The organism is Marivirga sp., assembly GCF_035704835.1.
Classification (GTDB): domain Bacteria; phylum Bacteroidota; class Bacteroidia; order Cytophagales; family Cyclobacteriaceae; genus Marivirga.
In genome coordinates this window covers 51,193-68,246 of sequence record NZ_DASSWQ010000086.1, presented here as the reverse complement: position 1 = coordinate 68,246, position 17,054 = coordinate 51,193, and the positions used below count along the sequence as shown (strand labels likewise).

The 17,054-nt window shown below is 34.0% G+C and carries 10 protein-coding genes; 5 read left to right on the top strand and 5 right to left on the bottom strand.

Translation table 11 applies throughout. The features are described from left to right. Window positions 1-31: 31 nt before the first annotated feature. Together VFM92_RS15435 and metF are read left to right on the top strand one after the other, a co-directional pair. Window positions 32-403: a four helix bundle protein gene (locus tag VFM92_RS15435; protein WP_325123128.1), complete on the top strand. Its 372-nt coding sequence runs from the start codon at window positions 32-34 to the stop codon at window positions 401-403. 62 nt (window positions 404-465) lie between these two features. Further along, window positions 466-1,419 carry a methylenetetrahydrofolate reductase [NAD(P)H] gene (gene metF / locus VFM92_RS15430; RefSeq protein WP_325123127.1) on the top strand — a complete coding sequence of 318 codons (954 nt, stop codon included), beginning with the start codon at window positions 466-468 and terminating at the stop codon, window positions 1,417-1,419. A gap of 53 nt (window positions 1,420-1,472) precedes the next feature. Here the strand turns inward: metF and VFM92_RS15425 are convergent, their stop codons facing one another. Next, entirely contained in the window at window positions 1,473-3,887 is a 2,415-nt protein-coding gene (locus VFM92_RS15425) for an alpha-ketoacid dehydrogenase subunit alpha/beta (RefSeq protein WP_325123126.1), read from the bottom strand. A 329-nt stretch (window positions 3,888-4,216) separates the two neighbouring features. Between VFM92_RS15425 and ald the strand changes: the two genes are divergently transcribed. Then, window positions 4,217-5,350, top strand: coding sequence for an alanine dehydrogenase (gene ald, locus VFM92_RS15420; protein ID WP_325123125.1), 1,134 nt, complete (start codon window positions 4,217-4,219; stop codon window positions 5,348-5,350). Window positions 5,351-5,404: 54 nt separating this feature from the next. Here the strand turns inward: ald and VFM92_RS15415 are convergent, their stop codons facing one another. Continuing rightward, window positions 5,405-7,771 carry a TonB-dependent receptor domain-containing protein gene (locus VFM92_RS15415; protein ID WP_325123124.1) on the bottom strand — a complete coding sequence of 789 codons (2,367 nt, stop codon included), beginning with the start codon at window positions 7,769-7,771 and terminating at the stop codon, window positions 5,405-5,407. Window positions 7,772-7,951: 180 nt separating this feature from the next. Between VFM92_RS15415 and VFM92_RS15410 the strand changes: the two genes are divergently transcribed. Further along, window positions 7,952-8,866, top strand: coding sequence for a hypothetical protein (locus VFM92_RS15410; protein ID WP_325123123.1), 915 nt, complete (start codon window positions 7,952-7,954; stop codon window positions 8,864-8,866). 4 nt (window positions 8,867-8,870) lie between these two features. On the opposite strand, the gene VFM92_RS15405 is transcribed toward VFM92_RS15410, so the two are convergent. Together VFM92_RS15405 and VFM92_RS15400 are read right to left on the bottom strand one after the other, a co-directional pair. Then, window positions 8,871-9,287 carry a RidA family protein gene (locus tag VFM92_RS15405; protein ID WP_325123122.1) on the bottom strand — a complete coding sequence of 139 codons (417 nt, stop codon included), beginning with the start codon at window positions 9,285-9,287 and terminating at the stop codon, window positions 8,871-8,873. Continuing rightward, entirely contained in the window at window positions 9,287-9,838 is a 552-nt protein-coding gene (locus tag VFM92_RS15400; protein WP_325123121.1) for a DinB family protein, read from the bottom strand. The genes VFM92_RS15405 and VFM92_RS15400 overlap by 1 nt, the downstream gene beginning before the upstream one ends. Before the next feature lie 226 nt (window positions 9,839-10,064). On the opposite strand from VFM92_RS15400, the gene VFM92_RS15395 reads away from it, so the two are divergent. Then, a complete protein-coding gene (locus VFM92_RS15395; RefSeq protein ID WP_325123120.1) occupies window positions 10,065-10,694 on the top strand; it encodes an LON peptidase substrate-binding domain-containing protein in 630 nt (209 codons plus the stop codon). 28 nt (window positions 10,695-10,722) lie between these two features. On the opposite strand, the gene VFM92_RS15390 is transcribed toward VFM92_RS15395, so the two are convergent. After that, the gene (locus tag VFM92_RS15390) at window positions 10,723-17,022 is read right to left on the bottom strand and encodes a lamin tail domain-containing protein (RefSeq protein ID WP_325123119.1); all 6,300 of its coding nucleotides are present in this window, start codon (window positions 17,020-17,022) and stop codon (window positions 10,723-10,725) included. Between the last annotated feature and the right edge of the window lie 32 nt (window positions 17,023-17,054).

Sequence of the window (17,054 nt, the reverse complement as noted above, 5' to 3'; positions counted from 1 at the left end):
TTGATTGATTTCAATTATAAAATAGTTATAAATGGCAACAATTAAAAGATTTGAAGATTTAGAAGTTTGGAAAGATGCCAGAGAGTTTACAAAAGTGGTTTTTCAAATAACTACAACTGAAGAACTTAAAACAGACTTTGCTTTCAAAGACCAAATTAGAAGAGCATCTATTTCTATTATGAATAATATATCTGAAGGTTTTGGTAGGTACAGTAATAAAGATTTTCGAAGATTTCTTGACATAGCAACAGCATCAAATTTGGAAGTAAAAAGCATGCTCTATTTAGGGTCTGACTTAAAATATATCCCAGAATCCAAACTTGATAATCTTATTCAACAAAACGAGAAGCTTCATTATCAACTTTTAGCACTTATTAAATATTTAAGGTCTAAATCGAATTAAAAAAAATAGAAGTGCATAGCAACTTGACAACATGTCAACTTGATAACCTGAAAACTTACAAAATGAAAGTAACAGAACATATAGCAAACTCAAAAAACACAGTTTTCTCATTTGAGATTTTACCGCCTTTGAAAGGGCAGAATATTAAACAATTATTTGAAAATATTGAACCATTAATGGAGTTTAAACCACCTTTTATAGATGTCACCTATCATCGAGAGGAATACATTTATAGAGATAAAGGTAATGGTCTTTTGGAAAAGCGAACTACTCGAAAAAGACCTGGGACAGTAGGGATTTGCGCTGCTATCAAAAACAGATTTGATATTGATACTGTCCCTCACATTATTTGTGGTGGATTTAGCAAAGAAGAAACCGAAAATGCATTAATTGATTTAGATTTTTTAGGTATTGACTCCGTACTGGTTTTAAGAGGGGACCCCATTAAATCAGAGGCTAAATTTATCCCAGACCCAAATGGACATGCTTATGCCATTGAACTAATGGAACAAGTGGTGAATATGAATAATGGAAAATATGTCGATGAGGAACTACATTCTGCAACTCCTTCAAATTTTTGTATAGGTGTTGCTGGTTACCCTGAAAAGCATTTCGAGGCTCCAAGTATGAAATCTGATTTAAGAATCTTAAAGCAAAAGGTAGAAAAAGGTGCAGATTACGTAGTGACTCAAATGTTCTTTGACAATCAAAAGTATTTTGACTTCGTAAAGCTTTGCAGAGCAGAAGGAATTAATGTCCCTATAATTCCTGGTTTGAAACCTATTACTTCATTGAAACAAATGAGTGCATTACCAAGAACTTTCTATCTTGATTTACCGGATGACCTGGTTGATGAACTGGAAAAATGCAAAGACAATGAGGCAGCTAAGGAAGTAGGAATAGAATGGTGCATTCAACAATCCAAAGACCTCATAAAATTTGGTGCACCTTGCTTGCATTATTATTCCATGGGAAAATCTGACCCTATTTATAGAATCGCAGAAGGGGTATTTTAAAATAACTTTTCCAAAGTTAGTAACTTTGGAAAAGTTATTTAATTCAATTGATTTTAATACAGGGTAGCAAACTGCTCTGGATTGAATTCATTCATCATTTCATAAACTCTTTCAAAAACATCTTCAACTTGTGGTTTACTAAAATAATCACCATCTGAAGCATAAGCAGGTCTATGTTCTTTTGAAGTAATGGTAATAGGTTGGGCATCTAAGAATCGATATGCTTTTTGTTCTTCCAAGACCTTTTGCATCATAAATCCTGTCGCTCCACCTGGAACATCTTCGTCAGCGAAAACAACGCGATTTGTTTTCTTTATCGATTCTACTATGCTGTGATTAATATCGAAAGGCAATAAAGTCTGTACATCTATTACCTCACAAGAAATTCCCTGTTCAGCAAGTTGATCTGCAGCATCCATTACCACTCTGCACATTGAACCATATGTCACAATAGTAACATCGCTTCCTTCTCTTATAATTTCTGGCTGTCCTAAAGGAACCGTAAACTCACCAATGTTCTCTGGTAAGGATTCTTTTAATCTATAACCATTCAAACACTCAATAATTAAAGCGGGATCATCTGATTTTAGCATCGTATTGTAAAAACCAGCTGCTTGTGTCATATTTCTTGGGACTAGTACATAAATACCTCGAATGGAATTTAGAATCATGCCCATAGGCGAACCGGAATGCCATACGCCTTCTAGTCTGTGACCTCTTGTACGGATAATTAAAGGCGCTTTTTGCCCTCCTTTAGTTCTGTATTGAAGACAAGCCAAGTCATCAGACATAATCTGAATAGCATATAATAAATAATCTAAATATTGAATTTCTGCTATCGGTCTTAAACCTCTTAGTGCAGCACCAATTCCTTGTCCTAGTATGGTACACTCTCGAATTCCTGTATCCATAACTCTTAATTCGCCATGCTTATCTTGCAATCCTGCAAAAGCTTGATTTACATCGCCAATCTTCCCAACATCCTCTCCAAAGGCAAAAACTCTTTGGTCCCGAGCTAAAGCGGCATCAAAACAAGCCTGCAAAACTTCCCTTCCATCTACTTTTTTAGGATCGTCAGAGTATGTAGCTTCAATCACTTCCACCTTTAAAGCTGAATCCTCAGACTGGCTGTATAAATGAGAGCTGTAACGATCATGTCCTTCTTCAATCACTGCATATAGCCAATTAATTGCCTTCTGCTTTGCTTCTCCTTCATGCTTGATTAATAGTCTAAGTGATTTTTTAATTGCCTTGATATTATCCAACCTTAAAGGATTCATGGCTGATTTTAATTCTTCCGCAATTTCAGAAATCGCATTATTTCCTGACTCTTCAGCCAAATTATTTAATAAACCCAAAGCTTCTTTTTGCTGGTCTTTTATTTCACCAATGAAAGCTTTCCATGCAGCATCTTTAGCTTCTTTAGTTACTTTTCTTGCTTCCTCTTCTATTCCATCTAATTCCTCAGAAGTTGCTATTTTGTGATCAAGAATATATTTTCTGAATTGATTTAAACAGTCATATTCTTCTTCCCACTTTAATCTTTCTTTTGATTTGTATCGCTCGTGAGAACCAGAAGTAGAATGCCCTTGTGGCTGTGTCATTTCATAAACATGTACTAAAGAAGGCACATGTTCTTTGCGAGAAATCTCTGAGGCCTTTTGATAGGTTTCAACTAAGGCTTCATATTCCCAACCTTTTACAGTTAAAATTTCATAGCCTTTTTTATCTTTCGTTCGTTGAAAACCAGCTAATGCTTCTGAAATGCTACTTTTTGTGGTGTGAAATTCCTGTGGTACACTAATTCCATAATGATCATCCCAAACAGAAATTAACATTGGAATTTGCAAAACTCCAGCTGCATTTATCGATTCATAGAACATACCTTCTGAAGTGGAAGCATTTCCTATGGTTCCAAATGCAACTTCATTTCCATTAATTGAATATTGCTCGAATTCTTTTTTATTTAATTCCTTGTTTTGTCTGAATAATTTAGATGCAAAAGCCAAACCAACTAATCGAGGCATTTGCGCAGCAGTCGGTGAAATATCAGCAGAACTGTTTTTTCTATCAGTCAACTTTGTATACTTACCTGCTTCATCTAACATTCTCGTAGCAAAGTGTCCGTTCATTAATCTTCCAGCAGAGGCAGGATCAGCATTAACATCGGTATGCGCATAAAGCTGAGCGAAATACTCCTGTATACTTAATTCTCCAATCGCGAACATAAAAGTTTGGTCACGATAATATCCAGAACGAAAGTCACCATTCTTAAAAGATTTGGCCATAGCCAGTTGAGCCAACTCTTTTCCATCACCAAATATTCCAAACTTGGCCTTGCCCATAAAGACTTCTTTACGCCCCATCAAACTGGCGTGTCTACTCTCCCATCCTAAACGGAAATCATTTAAAATCTCCTCTTTAGAAAGATTGAATTTTTTATTTTTATTGCTTTTGGTAGTTGTCATCAGCTCGGTGTTTTATTGAAAATTATTAGCTCACTTTAAATGTAAACTCAACAAAAATAACCAAAATGATTAGGCTTTCAAATCATAATTTCTCTGTTTGACCTAACAAGTGTTTGGAATCTATATGTCAGACATTATTTTTGACTTTTATCATTCTGTCAAAATAATATTTCACCAAACAAACACTAACTATAAGTATTCAAAATAAAATATTAATTTGATTTTGAAATTAATAAATAAAGTGGTCTAAAAAAGTATAAGCAAAGACTGTAAAGTCTTTTGTTTGCTTTATATTTGCCCCAATTAGGAAACATTAAAAATATTTTGTTATGATCATTGGGGTACCAAAAGAAATCAAAAATAACGAAAACCGTGTGGCTTTGACACCGGCCGGTACGCAAGAATTGGTTAAAAGAGGCCATGAAGTTTATGTACAGGCTACTGCTGGAGAAGGTAGTGGTTTTTTGGATGAAGATTATGTAGCATCAGGTGCTCAGATTTTACCTGACATTCAAAGCACCTATGCGAAAGCAGAGATGATTATGAAGGTAAAAGAGCCAATTGAGGAGGAATATGAATTGATTAAAGAAGATCAATTAGTATTTACCTATTTCCATTTTGCCGCTTATGGTGATTTGACAAAAGCAATGATCAAAAATAAGTCTATTTGTTTGGCTTATGAAACAGTTGAAAGAGCGGACAAAAGTTTACCTCTTTTGGTGCCTATGTCTGAAGTAGCAGGAAGAATGGCTATTCAGGAAGGTGCAAAATACTTGGAAAAACCATTAAAAGGAAGAGGAATTTTATTGGGTGGCGTACCAGGCGTTAGACCAGCTAAAGTGCTAATTCTTGGAGGCGGAGTTGTAGGGACTAATGCAGCTAAAATAGCAGCTGGTATGGGTGCTGATGTTACTATCATGGATGTAAATTTGCAACGTTTGCGTTATTTGGATGATGTAATGCCTGCAAATGTTAATACCTTTATGTCAAGCGAATATAATATTCGTGAAATGCTCCATAGAGTTGATTTAATAGTGGGTGCTGTATTAATCCCTGGTGGTAAAGCGCCTCATTTGGTTACTCGTGACATGTTAAAAGAAATGAGACCAGGCACTGTGCTTGTAGACGTTGCAGTTGATCAAGGTGGATGTATTGAAACTTGTAAACCGACCACACACGAGGATCCAACATATATTATTGACGATGTTGTTCATTACTGCGTGGCCAACATGCCAGGAGCGGTTCCTTATACTTCAACTTTAGCATTAACAAACGCTACACTTCCTTATGCTATTCAATTAGCCAATAAAGGATGGGTAAAAGCTTGTCAAGAAAATAGAGAATTAGCTCTAGGATTAAATATAATTAAAGGTGATGTTGTTTATGATGCAGTTGCTAGTGCATTTGATTTAAAACATGTTCCTTTTGAAAAATATCTTGGAAACGTTTGGGATAAAGCATAATATTTAATTTTTAAGCTAAAAAAATCCCGTCAAAATAATTTGACGGGATTTTTTTTAATCTGCTTTAAAATTATACGAGGCAGTAAAAAGCATTATTTGCGTTTCTCTCTTTCGAACGAATGTTTGCTCAAAATTTGGTCCGAAATTTTGTCCTCTGAAATTTCTTGAGTCAAATAAATCTCTAAAGCTTGCACTTAAACTCAAATGCTTATCAAAAAAGTATCGCTGCAAACTACCATCAACATAATAACGAGCTAAATCTCTCCCCTGAGCTTCAATTTCTGGTGCATAATAATTTCCTGTGAATTGAAGATTTATATCTAATGGTAAGTTGATACCAGTGGTAACTTTAGCATACCATGATAGTCCTCTGTTTACAAAACTTTCATCAAGGTTAGTTCCATCTATTCGAGATTCAAAGATGGTATAACTAGCATTTAAATTCCACCATTTATTAATTTGAGAAGTATTTAAAAATTCAATACCATACATACTGGCTGAATTTAAATTTTGCGGTCCTCTATAAGAAATTCCATCTTCAACTCTCACAATCCAATCAACTTGTCCGTTTATTCTCCTATAAAAAGCGTTAGTTGTTAAAGTTATTCCTCCTTTTTGGTACATATGACCCACCTCAAAGGAATTAATGAACTCGGGCTGAAGATTAGGTTCTCCGACTCTTACATTAAGTGAATCTGAAAAATCAGGAAATGGATTTAATCTCCATCCACTAGGTCTGTCAATTCTTCTTGAGTAAGTTGTTTTTAAAGTATTATTATCATTTAAAAAATATGCTAGTTGTACGCTTGGAAAGAAATTAAGATAATCTTGACTATTGGAAAGGTCTTCAGGTGCAACTAAAGAAGTTTCTACATTAGATAGTTCATTTTCTAAAATTGTTTGTTCAGCTCTTAAACCTACAGCATAGGTTAAACTTGGAAGACTATCTGAATAAATCGCATAAAGTGCATGAATTTGATCCTGATAAATGAAACGATTACTTATACTATCATAAGGATTGATTTCATCTGTGGTAGGATCAACTAATCCATATATATAGTCATTATCAAATTTTCTAAAGATGGATTTATATCCAGCTTCTAATAAACCAGTGAAAATTGGTGTTGCATAATCTGCTTGGATAACAGAGGTATTTCGAAATTCATCTGTATTACTTCCTTCAATCCGGTTTGGATTTTGTCCTTCGGACTGCAAAGTATTATTGAAAACATCTATATTCTGACCCTCTACTTGATCTCTAATTGATACACTAGCAGAAGCCCTAAAAAACTTTTCTTTGTCATTAAAATCTCTTTCATAGATTAAGGCATTATCGTAAGTATAGTTTTTTTCTGTTTCAGTAGTGTTTCTAACATAAGAAGTTAAAATTTCTTCTGTATTTAAATTTTGAATAAAAGCGCTACTAGATTGAAAATCGTTCTCATCCTCTGTATTAAAAACTCCCTCAATACTAAGCTTATTTTGCCCCCAGAAATAATCCCCTCCGTAATTAATAGTATGTTCAAAATCCTCATTCCGACTTGATTGTTCTTGTCGAAATAATTCTTTCTCTCCATTGAATGTAGTTCTTCTTTCAGTTTCTCTACTTCCAACTCTAGGCCACTTACGATAACTGTATCCACCATAAGCAGCAAATTTTGTGGTTCTTCTTGAAAGATTGATATTAGCATTAGTACGCATTCTACTACCCATGGTAAGTTCAGCTCTACCCGTAGTTCCTAAATCTTCACCACGCTTTAATATAATATTAATTATACCTCCGTCAGAGGAAGCATCGTATTTTGCATTTGGATTATTAATGATTTCTACCTCCTCAATCGCACTAGCTGGTATTTGCTCCAAATCTGATGCTAATGCAGAATTACGACCATCAATTAACACATTCGTACTTCCACTGCCCCTCAAAGAAACACCTCCATCATCGCCTACACTTACTGAAGGGGTATTTCTTAAAATATCTAATAAAGTACCTCCAACATTCGCGATTGTTTGATCTGGTTTTATGGTCATTCCTTCCATAGTAGAAACCATAGGTCTTTTAATTTCATTTCCAGTAACAACTACTTCATCCATTATTTCTTCTTCAACTGATAGTGGGATCTCACCCACATTTAATCCTGATTTAGTAACGGTTATATTCTGTTCATTATCCTTGTATCCCACAAAAGAAACTATCATTTTATAATCTCCAGGACTTATTGCTACTTTGAAACTACCATTTACATCAGAAGAACCACCAGTAACCGGCATTTTAGAATCACTTTTATAAAAAGCTATTTGCGCAAATGGAATAACTTTCTCCGATTCTGGATCAATTACTTTTCCTTTTACCGTAGGGCTTTGGCTGTATGCAGTATGAATTAAAAAGATTGATAAGATTAGGATGAATATGTTTTTCATTAGTCAATTTTAAATGTAGATACACTTAATCTAACTGACTTAGCCTTTAAAAGTTTAGTAATTCCAGCCTTTTTCACGAATTCCGGATTTACATTCCTCAATCTCTGTTCACTAGGCTTTTACTAAAAATAAAACTAAACGATTTGATTTATAGAAAGTTAAAGTCTAAAATTACCGCAGATGAAAAATCAAAAATCAAATTTCTGGGAAAATCCATACCAAAGACTGCTTTCTGAAAAAATGAAAGAAAGAAGCGAAAAAATCATAATTGTTATTGCTATAGTAGGGTTTTTCATTCATTTATCGTTAATTATAATAAATAAAATCGGAGTGATTGAGGTGGCTTCAACTAGTAGCCTTCTAGATAATCCAATTGCAGCTATTTACACACCATTCTCCTTTATCCTTGTTTATGAAGTATACCTCCTGGTCTACTTTTTACCAAAATCCATTACTATTTATATCGGAAAGCAGTATGAAATTATTCTACTTGTTTTAATACGAAGATTATTTAAAGATCTAGCGCAATTAGATTTAGAGAAAAGTTGGTTCAGCAGTAAAGATGATTTACAATTCACTTATGATATAGCAGCTACCCTGATAATTTTTGCTCTGATATTTTTATTTTACTATCTAAATGGAAAACGAATTGCGGCTAAAAAAGGCAAAATTCACACCGAAGAACAAACGCAAAAGTTCATTGAAACAAAAAAGAGATTCGCAGTAATTCTAATTCCGGTACTTTTCTGTTTAGCAATTTATAGCTTTGGAGATTACTTTTATCAAGTCTTTTTCAGTGCATCACATAATCTGGACGGAATTAAGGATACGAACAATATATTTTTCGATGAATTCTTTACAATTCTAATTTTAAGTGATGTGCTTTTATTACTTATTTCCTATACTCACACTTCTAGTTTCAGATCTATAATTAGGAATTCAGGCTTTGTTATTTCCACCATATTAATAAAACTCTCTTTTGGAACATCAGGAATTTTAAATGACGTTTTAGTAGTTTCTGCAATATCATTTGGTGTTTTGATTTTACTTATCCATAATTTTTATGAAAAAATAGAGCTACCAAATGAAACGTAAAATTTTACACTTCAGCCACACATTTTAATTCAATAGCTATTGGAGTTGGTAGTGCGTTAACTTCAACAGTTGTTCTGCAAGGTTGTATATCTTTAAAATATTGGGCATAAACTTTATTGAAAGTCGAAAAATCATCCTTCATATTTGTTAGAAATACTTGGACATCTACCAGTTTCTCCCAACTACTGCCACAATCTTCTAATATCATTCTAACATTTTCAAAAACTGACTTACATTGCTCCTCGATATCATAATGAATAATTTCTCCTGACTTGTTTAGCTCAACTCCAGGAATTGTTGAACTATTTTTTTTCCTTGGACCAACGCCAGAAAGAAATAGTAAATCTCCCACTTTACGAGCATGAGGATAAAATCCTACTGGTAAGGGTGCTCTATCCGAATTTCTAATGTTAACATCCATTATGCTGCATTTATTTTTAATTTGTCTTTTACGTTTGATGCCTGATTAATATGTCGTTTTGTATGACGCATCATGATATAAAGTTGTTCACCTACATTAAACCTCAATAATTTACTTATCGGACTATATGTATTAACATTTGAATGATTGTAAGAACATGCTTTTTGAGCTGTTTTTATAAGTTCCTCCTGAAGATTCAAAAATTCTTGTACTGTTTGTTTCCCATTCGATACTCTGTTTTCATTTATTGGCTTGAAAATTTTTGGAGCCGGTACTTTCCATTTATATTTTGGATCAACAGCTAATAAAAAAAGTTTCCCTGTTAGGGAAAAGCGAATTGGATATTCGATAGTTTTGACCTCTGCTTTTTCTAGACGTTTCTTTATATCCTCGTTATATTGAGTATTAGCAATAATAATATGTTTTAAACAATCCGCTATGGACCATTCTGAAGGCCCTGACTTCCATAAAAGTTCCTCTTCACTTAAATTTTGAAAAGAATTAAGAATAGTTTCTTCAACTTTTTTTAGCTCCTTTATTATGTCTTTCAACCAAATCATATTGGCATATCGAAATTGATAGGAAAAGGTTTGTAAATTCTGTTATTAAGATAATGATAAGGATTTTTAAAGTGTAGAACATTTAAAAAAATGTTAATACATTTTACCTATTCAAATAATATTTTATCTTTTTCTAATAAATTAAATTTATTTTGTTTACTAATGAAACCTAAAAATTAAACACTCCATTTAAGTACTTGTAACAACATTAAATCTGATGAAACGCACTTTACCACTTTTCCCTCTAAATTTAGTGGCATTTCCCTATCAAAACCTTAATCTTCATGTATTTGAACCTCGCTACAAAGAACTAATTGCTGACTGTATAAGTCAAAACAGCACTTTTGCTATTCCATCATATGTCAAAAATATGGTAGAATATGGAACAGAAATGGAAATAAGAGAAATATCTAAAGAGTATGAAGACGGAAGCTATGACATCAAAACTAGAGGCAAAAGAATAGTGAAAGTTTTAGATATGGAAAACCCATATCAGAATAAGAAGTATGCAATCGGAGCTATTGAGGAAATCCCTAATAAAAACAATGCTGATCTAATATTAAAAGAAGAAATTTTTGAGGCAGTTCAGGAAATGTATGATTTAGTTGAAGTTGATAATCGTAAATTATCAATGGATTTTCAGGTTTTTGATATTGCTCATCAAATTGGTCTATCTACTGAGGCTGAGTACGAATTAATTCAGTTGACAGAGGAGAGACAAAGACAACGGTTCATTTTGGATCATCTAAAAGTTATTTTGCCAAAATTGAGGGATATTCAACGTTCGAAAGAGGTTATCCAAATGAATGGTCATTTTAGAAAATATAATCCGCCACAAGAATTTTAAATTTAAGCCAACCACAAGTTGGCTTTTTTTATTTCTTGATAATTCGCTGAACATGATTTTCAGCACCATGTGTAATTTTCAAATGATAAATACCCGATTCTAAACCGTTTAATTTCAACACCTTATCATTACTTATTTTTCCTTGATATAGAATAACCCCCTCCAATCCTATTAATTGGTAGCGATAATCCCCAGGAATCATAACTTCAATCTTCAATTCAGCATCTACAGGATTAGGATAAATTAAAAATTGATTTTCATTTGATGGTTTGTTTGAAGTAATCATCTCTTCAAAACCCTTTAGATCCATATTATATTCTTGATCACCAGAAATATGAACTAATTCTCCTTCAATCTCCCCTCTCCTTGCTTCAACAGGAGAAAATCGGACATAAACATTAATTTCAGGTATATTTCCTATTTCATTTATTGGCAACTCCAAATCATTAGAATAATTGGAAAATTCCAGTAAGCTGATTTGAAAATTTTCACTTGCTGAGATTTTGAGATTTTCAGGCAAATTTTCAGCTTTTAGACTGTAGGATTGTGGTTCTGAAAATTCATCCAACATGACATTTCCAAAACTTAAACCATCTTCGGGCGCAAGAATAGTTAAAACCGTATCTCTTGGAATTATTTCTAAATCCTCTACGAATTCAGGATACAGTTGATATACACCATTTCTCTCTCCTATAAAACCCGATATATTTACTTTTCCTATTGGAATCTCAACCCCAATTAAAGGATGGTTTTCACCATTTAATCTAAATATTAAGGAATCAGTATTATCATCTAAAAGCAAATAATTCCCAACTTCAAATTGACCTGAACCAAAAATGTCCAAATTCTCAATTCTAACTCTCTGAAATTCCAAAGAATCATTAATTTCACTAATAGATTTAACCATAGGTTCCATCGCACTGGAATCTGAGGATAAAATGTTGATTATTTTTTCAGAAATAAGAGTTAACCAATCTTCATGCATTTCCAAAATGCCCTCTACCTCCACACTATCTCCAAAATTAATATTAGAAGAATTCATTCCTTGGATTGCAATGCCCCCCGTCTCATCCTGAACAATTCTTTTTTCCTCAAAATGATTATTCCCGCCAATTACAATACCTTGAATTTTCACTCGCTCACCTATCAATTTATCTCTTGCAGAGGCAATAGTGGATAAGCTTAAAGTGCCCTCTTGTCCGCTCACCGGTAGTAAAACAGAATCTGCATCTTGACTTAAGTGGAGGATATTTCCATTATAGAAATCACCATTGCTATCCTCTGGTGAAAATCTTACAAAAATTTCTGTTGTACTGAAATTTTGATTCTCCAAAACCAAGGTATCTCCTCCATTTGAAAAATCAGGATTTAATGATAGTTGAAAAGCTTCGGGAGCAATAAGCAAAAGCGAATCCTTTAAATGAGCTGCTGAAATTCGATAGGATTCTATTGTAGAACTGTCTGGAAAAGTTATCAATCCGAAATCATTATTAAAGCCAGTGCTATCCAAACTAATTTCTGCTTGGATAAAATTGATTTCAATAGAATCCAAAACACTTCCATCTGTAATTTCAAAAGTAGATGCACCAGTCTGATTAAAGCTCAATCCTTCAAATTCGCCTGTTCCATTGATTATATTTAATTCTGTTTGACCTGACAATTCACCCTCAGCAGAAGTAGTTATAGTCATAGTTCTTTCTGCTTTATCCAAATTGCCATTAGCATCTTCTGTACTTAGCAAAATATCAAAGTCTTCTTCAATGTATACTTCTGATGGATATGAAAAATTCAAATCAGTCGCGACCACATCCAATGAATGAACTGAAGAAATCACTGATTCGCTAAAGCTTTCCGCTAATTGTGAACCATTCGGCTCTACTTGCCATCCTGATTCAATGGAAGGTATTTCAAAAGCTAAATTTAGCTCATCTTCAACCGCTTGATTTAACTTTGTTTTGAGCTGAAAGGTATTGGAATCACCATCATTTACTTCAAAAATCTCATCCAATTCAAAGACTATTGAGTCAGGGAAAACTGATTTTTGAGAATTAATTATCGTATCATTTGTCAGATCATGCAATTCCACTTCAGATATCACATCCACAAAATCAACTTCATTTTCAGGGGCTGATTGGACAACTATCTGATTGATAAAAGCAGATAATTCATCACTTGTACCGCCATCTTTTATTGTGAAATTGAAAACCGGTATAAATTCCTGCGTAGCGTTAAAAGCATTGATTGCAGTCGCTGATATTTGCTCGGTTGCTTCAATGACTTCCACATCTTCATCTGCTGCGGCATTGAGTGTAAAGAAATCCAACTGTTTGATTTCATTTGCATTTCCTAAAGTATCTTCCGCTACTATAAAAACTGAATATTCAGTGTTGCTAGATAGATTTTTAATATTTGAAGAGATTGAATTCCCAATATTGCCAATCACTATGTTTTCTTCGCCAAAACTGATGATTTGCGCATCAGATTCTGGGTTTTTCAATACCTCCAAATCAGGAATTGAGTCTCCATCATTCTTAAGTGCATAATAAACAGTCGATAACTCATTAACAGAAAAATTTAATTCTGCAGCTTCACTTTGGATATTGGAAATCTGTGGTTCTTCCGTAAAGATTGGAGCATAGGAATCAGTAATTTCATTATCTAAAGTTACGATTAGCTGAATGCTATCGTTTCTCTTTTCCATTACCCCTTTCAAATCAACAGCACCAAAAGGAACTTGAGCAGCACCATCAAAGTAAATAGTATTGGGTTCAATTTTAACGAAAACTGAATCCTCTAATTTTGTAAAAAGGAGTGCATCCGTAATAATATCCCTCCATGATTCGGGCTGATTTAAAATCATGCTATCTAATTGTACCCTGGTTCCGATAAGTTCAGCCGTATTATTAAAATCCGCGGGTGAAATCAAATAAGTTTCTGGTGAAATCTCATCACTAAGAACAATGACCGTATCTGTATTTATTCTGATAGTTCCATTTACTTCCTCTCTACTGCCCAGTATTCTCACTTTATTGCCGAAATTAATATTGGGGTTTGGAACATCTGAATAAACAGCAATTCCTTGCTCATAGGTAGTGGATTCCTCATTTTGAATATAGAATTGACTATTTCCTGAGCCAAAATCATTGGATGAGACATAGCCAGTAGTTATATAATTAATGGAATTATTTCCATTTCTGACATCTTCTATCCTGTCAAAAGCTTCTACAATTTCTATTTGGTTTGAAATAATACTTTCCGCTAAAATATTCGAAATCCCCGAACCTGATTCAAAACTAACAAACTCATGTTCTGCTGGAATTTGCAAAGCAAATTGTTGGGTATCAGTCACCTCAAATCTATTAAACCAAATAGCCAAAGAAAAATTAACTGATTCACCAGATGGTATTTCGTATTCTTCATTCTCATGAAAATCAATTTTAATGCTATCGTTTAGTACATTAATTTCTGCATTATTGATTTTCCCATTTTCATCTTTCAAGATTGCATTGATTGTATTTTCCCAAGGTAATGTATTTGAACTGGCGGATTGAAAGACCATCTCCTTAATTAAAGTTGGCACCGTATCATTAGTTGCCAAATCAGCTACTTGAAATGCAAAAATATCCTCGGCTTCCAATTCTTCATCTGTGGTAGAAAGTAAAGTGGAAACTTCAGGTTGGGTCAGTTTATTGATTTCGGTATCTGTATTGAAGGCCATTTCAGTAGAAAAACTTGCAGTAGCTGGACTAGCCAAATTATAGCAATTTTCCGTTTCATCATAAGCAAAAATCGATACATGATAAATTGTGCCAGCATTTAGATTTGAGATATTTATATTTTCTCCACTTCCTGCAAATGCAATTTTATTTCCATCTCCTAATTCATTAGCCAATGTGAAATCCGGATTAGCGGAATAGGAATTGCCACTAATTGGCGGGAAATCAACTGTGCTACCTTCTTTTAATAAAACGATTGAATGGGTTCCAGCTGGGGCAGACCAATTAATTTCAGCTGTGTTTTCAGTGATATTTTGGGCAATTATATTCGAAACCTGCTCTGTTGGTGCAATGCATCTAAAATGATTGCCTAAAAAGGAAAAATCATCTGTATCATAAACAATCCATTCTGAATCAAAAGCATTAGTGCCAAATGAGGCCAAATTATTAGGATTACCCTCTGTGACGGATGCTTTTCGGACTAAGGTTTTATCATGAGTCCCTTCTGAAATTCCAGCAACATCCCAAGCTGTGCCCTGGTCAGTTCCAATTTCACCTATCACATCAATAATATTTCCTTTGTACAATAATGCCAGGGCATCATCTCCATTGAAATTTGCTATTGCACTAGTGTAATTTGTAATATCATTAATAGCTGTATCTGCTGCTGAATTTGAAATAATTAATACTTCTTCAGCATTAAGTTGATTTTGTAAATCTGATAAAATAAGTTCAGTACTCATGGTCGATGAGCCATTCGTATAAATTCCAAGAGAAAAATCATTCAAATCAATTACTTGACCTGAATTATTGTATATCTCAATCGCTTTATTATCGCTACTTCCTTCTATATACTCCGATATAAAAACGGTGGTAATCAAAGGAATAATATCAATTTCAGGAGTATTTACAGTTAATCCATTTCCATCCGAAACTTCAATAATGATGCTTTCCTCAGTATCATATGCTAAATCTGTCCACTCGTAAAAGCCATTATTCACTGCCAGAGGGCCTAAGCCAACAGATAGTGATCTTAAATTCCCACTACCAGTACTTAATGACAAACTTATTTCCCTAGTTGCTAAGTCAATATTGCCGTTTGCATCCACTGCCCTTGCGCTCAGATTAAAAGCCTCATTAACCTGAGCACTAGCAACCGTATTGATTTCAAAATCAGTTGCTATCACATCAATTGGAAAAATATTGGAAGTAATGGATGAGGAAATAGGATTGCTTAACAAAGAACCGCTAACATCTGCTGAAAAGCTATGATTTGCAGGAATTTCAAAGCCAATAGTATCTCCATCGGCTTGAGTTTCACTTAGCCAAATTGACAATGTTAGACTTTCAGTATTTCCATCAGCAATAGAATATTCATTTCCTGTCAGGTCAAATTCTATATTATTTGGATTGATGGATATATTTGTAAACGGTATATCAGAAGTGCCATCATTTAGTTTTGCAGATTTTATTGTTGACGACCAATCTGATACGGTATTTAAAGTACTTTTATCTATGACAATGGTATTGAGTAAAGTAGGTTGACCATCACCGCTTCCTAAATCTGAAATTTCAAACTTAAAAACCTCCACTGCATCGGCTTCCGAATTGGCCACCGAAGAAATATCGTTCGAAGGAATTTGAGTCAAGGGAGCAGTTATTTCACTATCCTCATCAAAAGAAGTGGTGGTCGTGATAGTTAGAGTTTCACTTTCAGTTAAATAACATTGGTCAGTGCTTAAATACTCAAAAATGGCAAAATGATATTCAGTGCCTTGGGTTAATCCAGTAATATCAATTGTTGTATCGGCTCCATCATAAACCACAAAATTGCCATTTCCGATTTCATCAGCTAAACCACTACTAAAATCAGTATCCGAAACATAAGTAGAACCATTTTGAGGAATTTCATTTACCGGTTCATTCTCTTTTGCTAAAATCACTACTCCATCACCATCTCCGCTAGTCCAATTTAAGGTGATTTGAAATTCATCTATTTCTGCAGCAGAAGGTGTAGAAAAAATTGCTTGAATTGCAGGAGAAGTACAGGCAGTACCAAAAGTTTGGTCGTTATTGGGTTGTCCTTTGGTTTCAGTAGCAGGTGCAAGCCAAGTGAAATCCCTATAGGCAACTCCACTTCCAGTTAATTGTATGGAATATCCAACTGGAGTTGAACCGGTTTCTTCAAAGCCCACATCTTCTGAAACTACTCCATCTGCTGACCCCCCGACTCCATTAAAAGAACCACCATAGCTTATAAATCGAACTAAAGTACCATTATAATCTAAAGCTATTCCATCTGGTCCATTTTGAATACCTGATATATCTTTAGAATAAAATGTAAATCCATTTTCTGTGATACCTTCAGTAAATGTAGCTAACGAATGAGATTCGTAGGAATCACCGCCATTCCCATTGTAAAGGTTTATAGTAAATAAACTTAAATCATATGAGCTTACATCTTCAATTACAACTTCTACAAACTCTCCCTCATCTGTACTAGCATTATCATAATGAAATTCATTAATCCAGGCGTTTTGAGCTTGGACTTGAAAAGTAAGAAAAAAGAGAATAATAGCGGGAAAAATGGGTTTTGGCTGAAAAATCTTCATTTTGAATACAATGGTTGAGATTCAAAAATGAT

Excerpts from the sequence above, each read along its gene's own strand:
- VFM92_RS15435 (WP_325123128.1), top strand. The coding sequence starts at position 32 with ATGGCAACAATTAAAAGATTTGAAGATTTAGAAGTTTGGAAAGATGCC.
- metF (WP_325123127.1), top strand. The coding sequence starts at position 466 with ATGAAAGTAACAGAACATATAGCAAACTCAAAAAACACAGTTTTCTCA.
- VFM92_RS15425 (WP_325123126.1), bottom strand. The coding sequence starts at position 3,887 with ATGACAACTACCAAAAGCAATAAAAATAAAAAATTCAATCTTTCTAAA.
- ald (WP_325123125.1), top strand. The coding sequence starts at position 4,217 with ATGATCATTGGGGTACCAAAAGAAATCAAAAATAACGAAAACCGTGTG.
- VFM92_RS15415 (WP_325123124.1), bottom strand. The coding sequence starts at position 7,771 with ATGAAAAACATATTCATCCTAATCTTATCAATCTTTTTAATTCATACT.
- VFM92_RS15410 (WP_325123123.1), top strand. The coding sequence starts at position 7,952 with ATGAAAAATCAAAAATCAAATTTCTGGGAAAATCCATACCAAAGACTG.
- VFM92_RS15405 (WP_325123122.1), bottom strand. The coding sequence starts at position 9,287 with ATGGATGTTAACATTAGAAATTCGGATAGAGCACCCTTACCAGTAGGA.
- VFM92_RS15395 (WP_325123120.1), top strand. The coding sequence starts at position 10,065 with ATGAAACGCACTTTACCACTTTTCCCTCTAAATTTAGTGGCATTTCCC.
- VFM92_RS15390 (WP_325123119.1), bottom strand. The coding sequence starts at position 17,022 with ATGAAGATTTTTCAGCCAAAACCCATTTTTCCCGCTATTATTCTCTTT.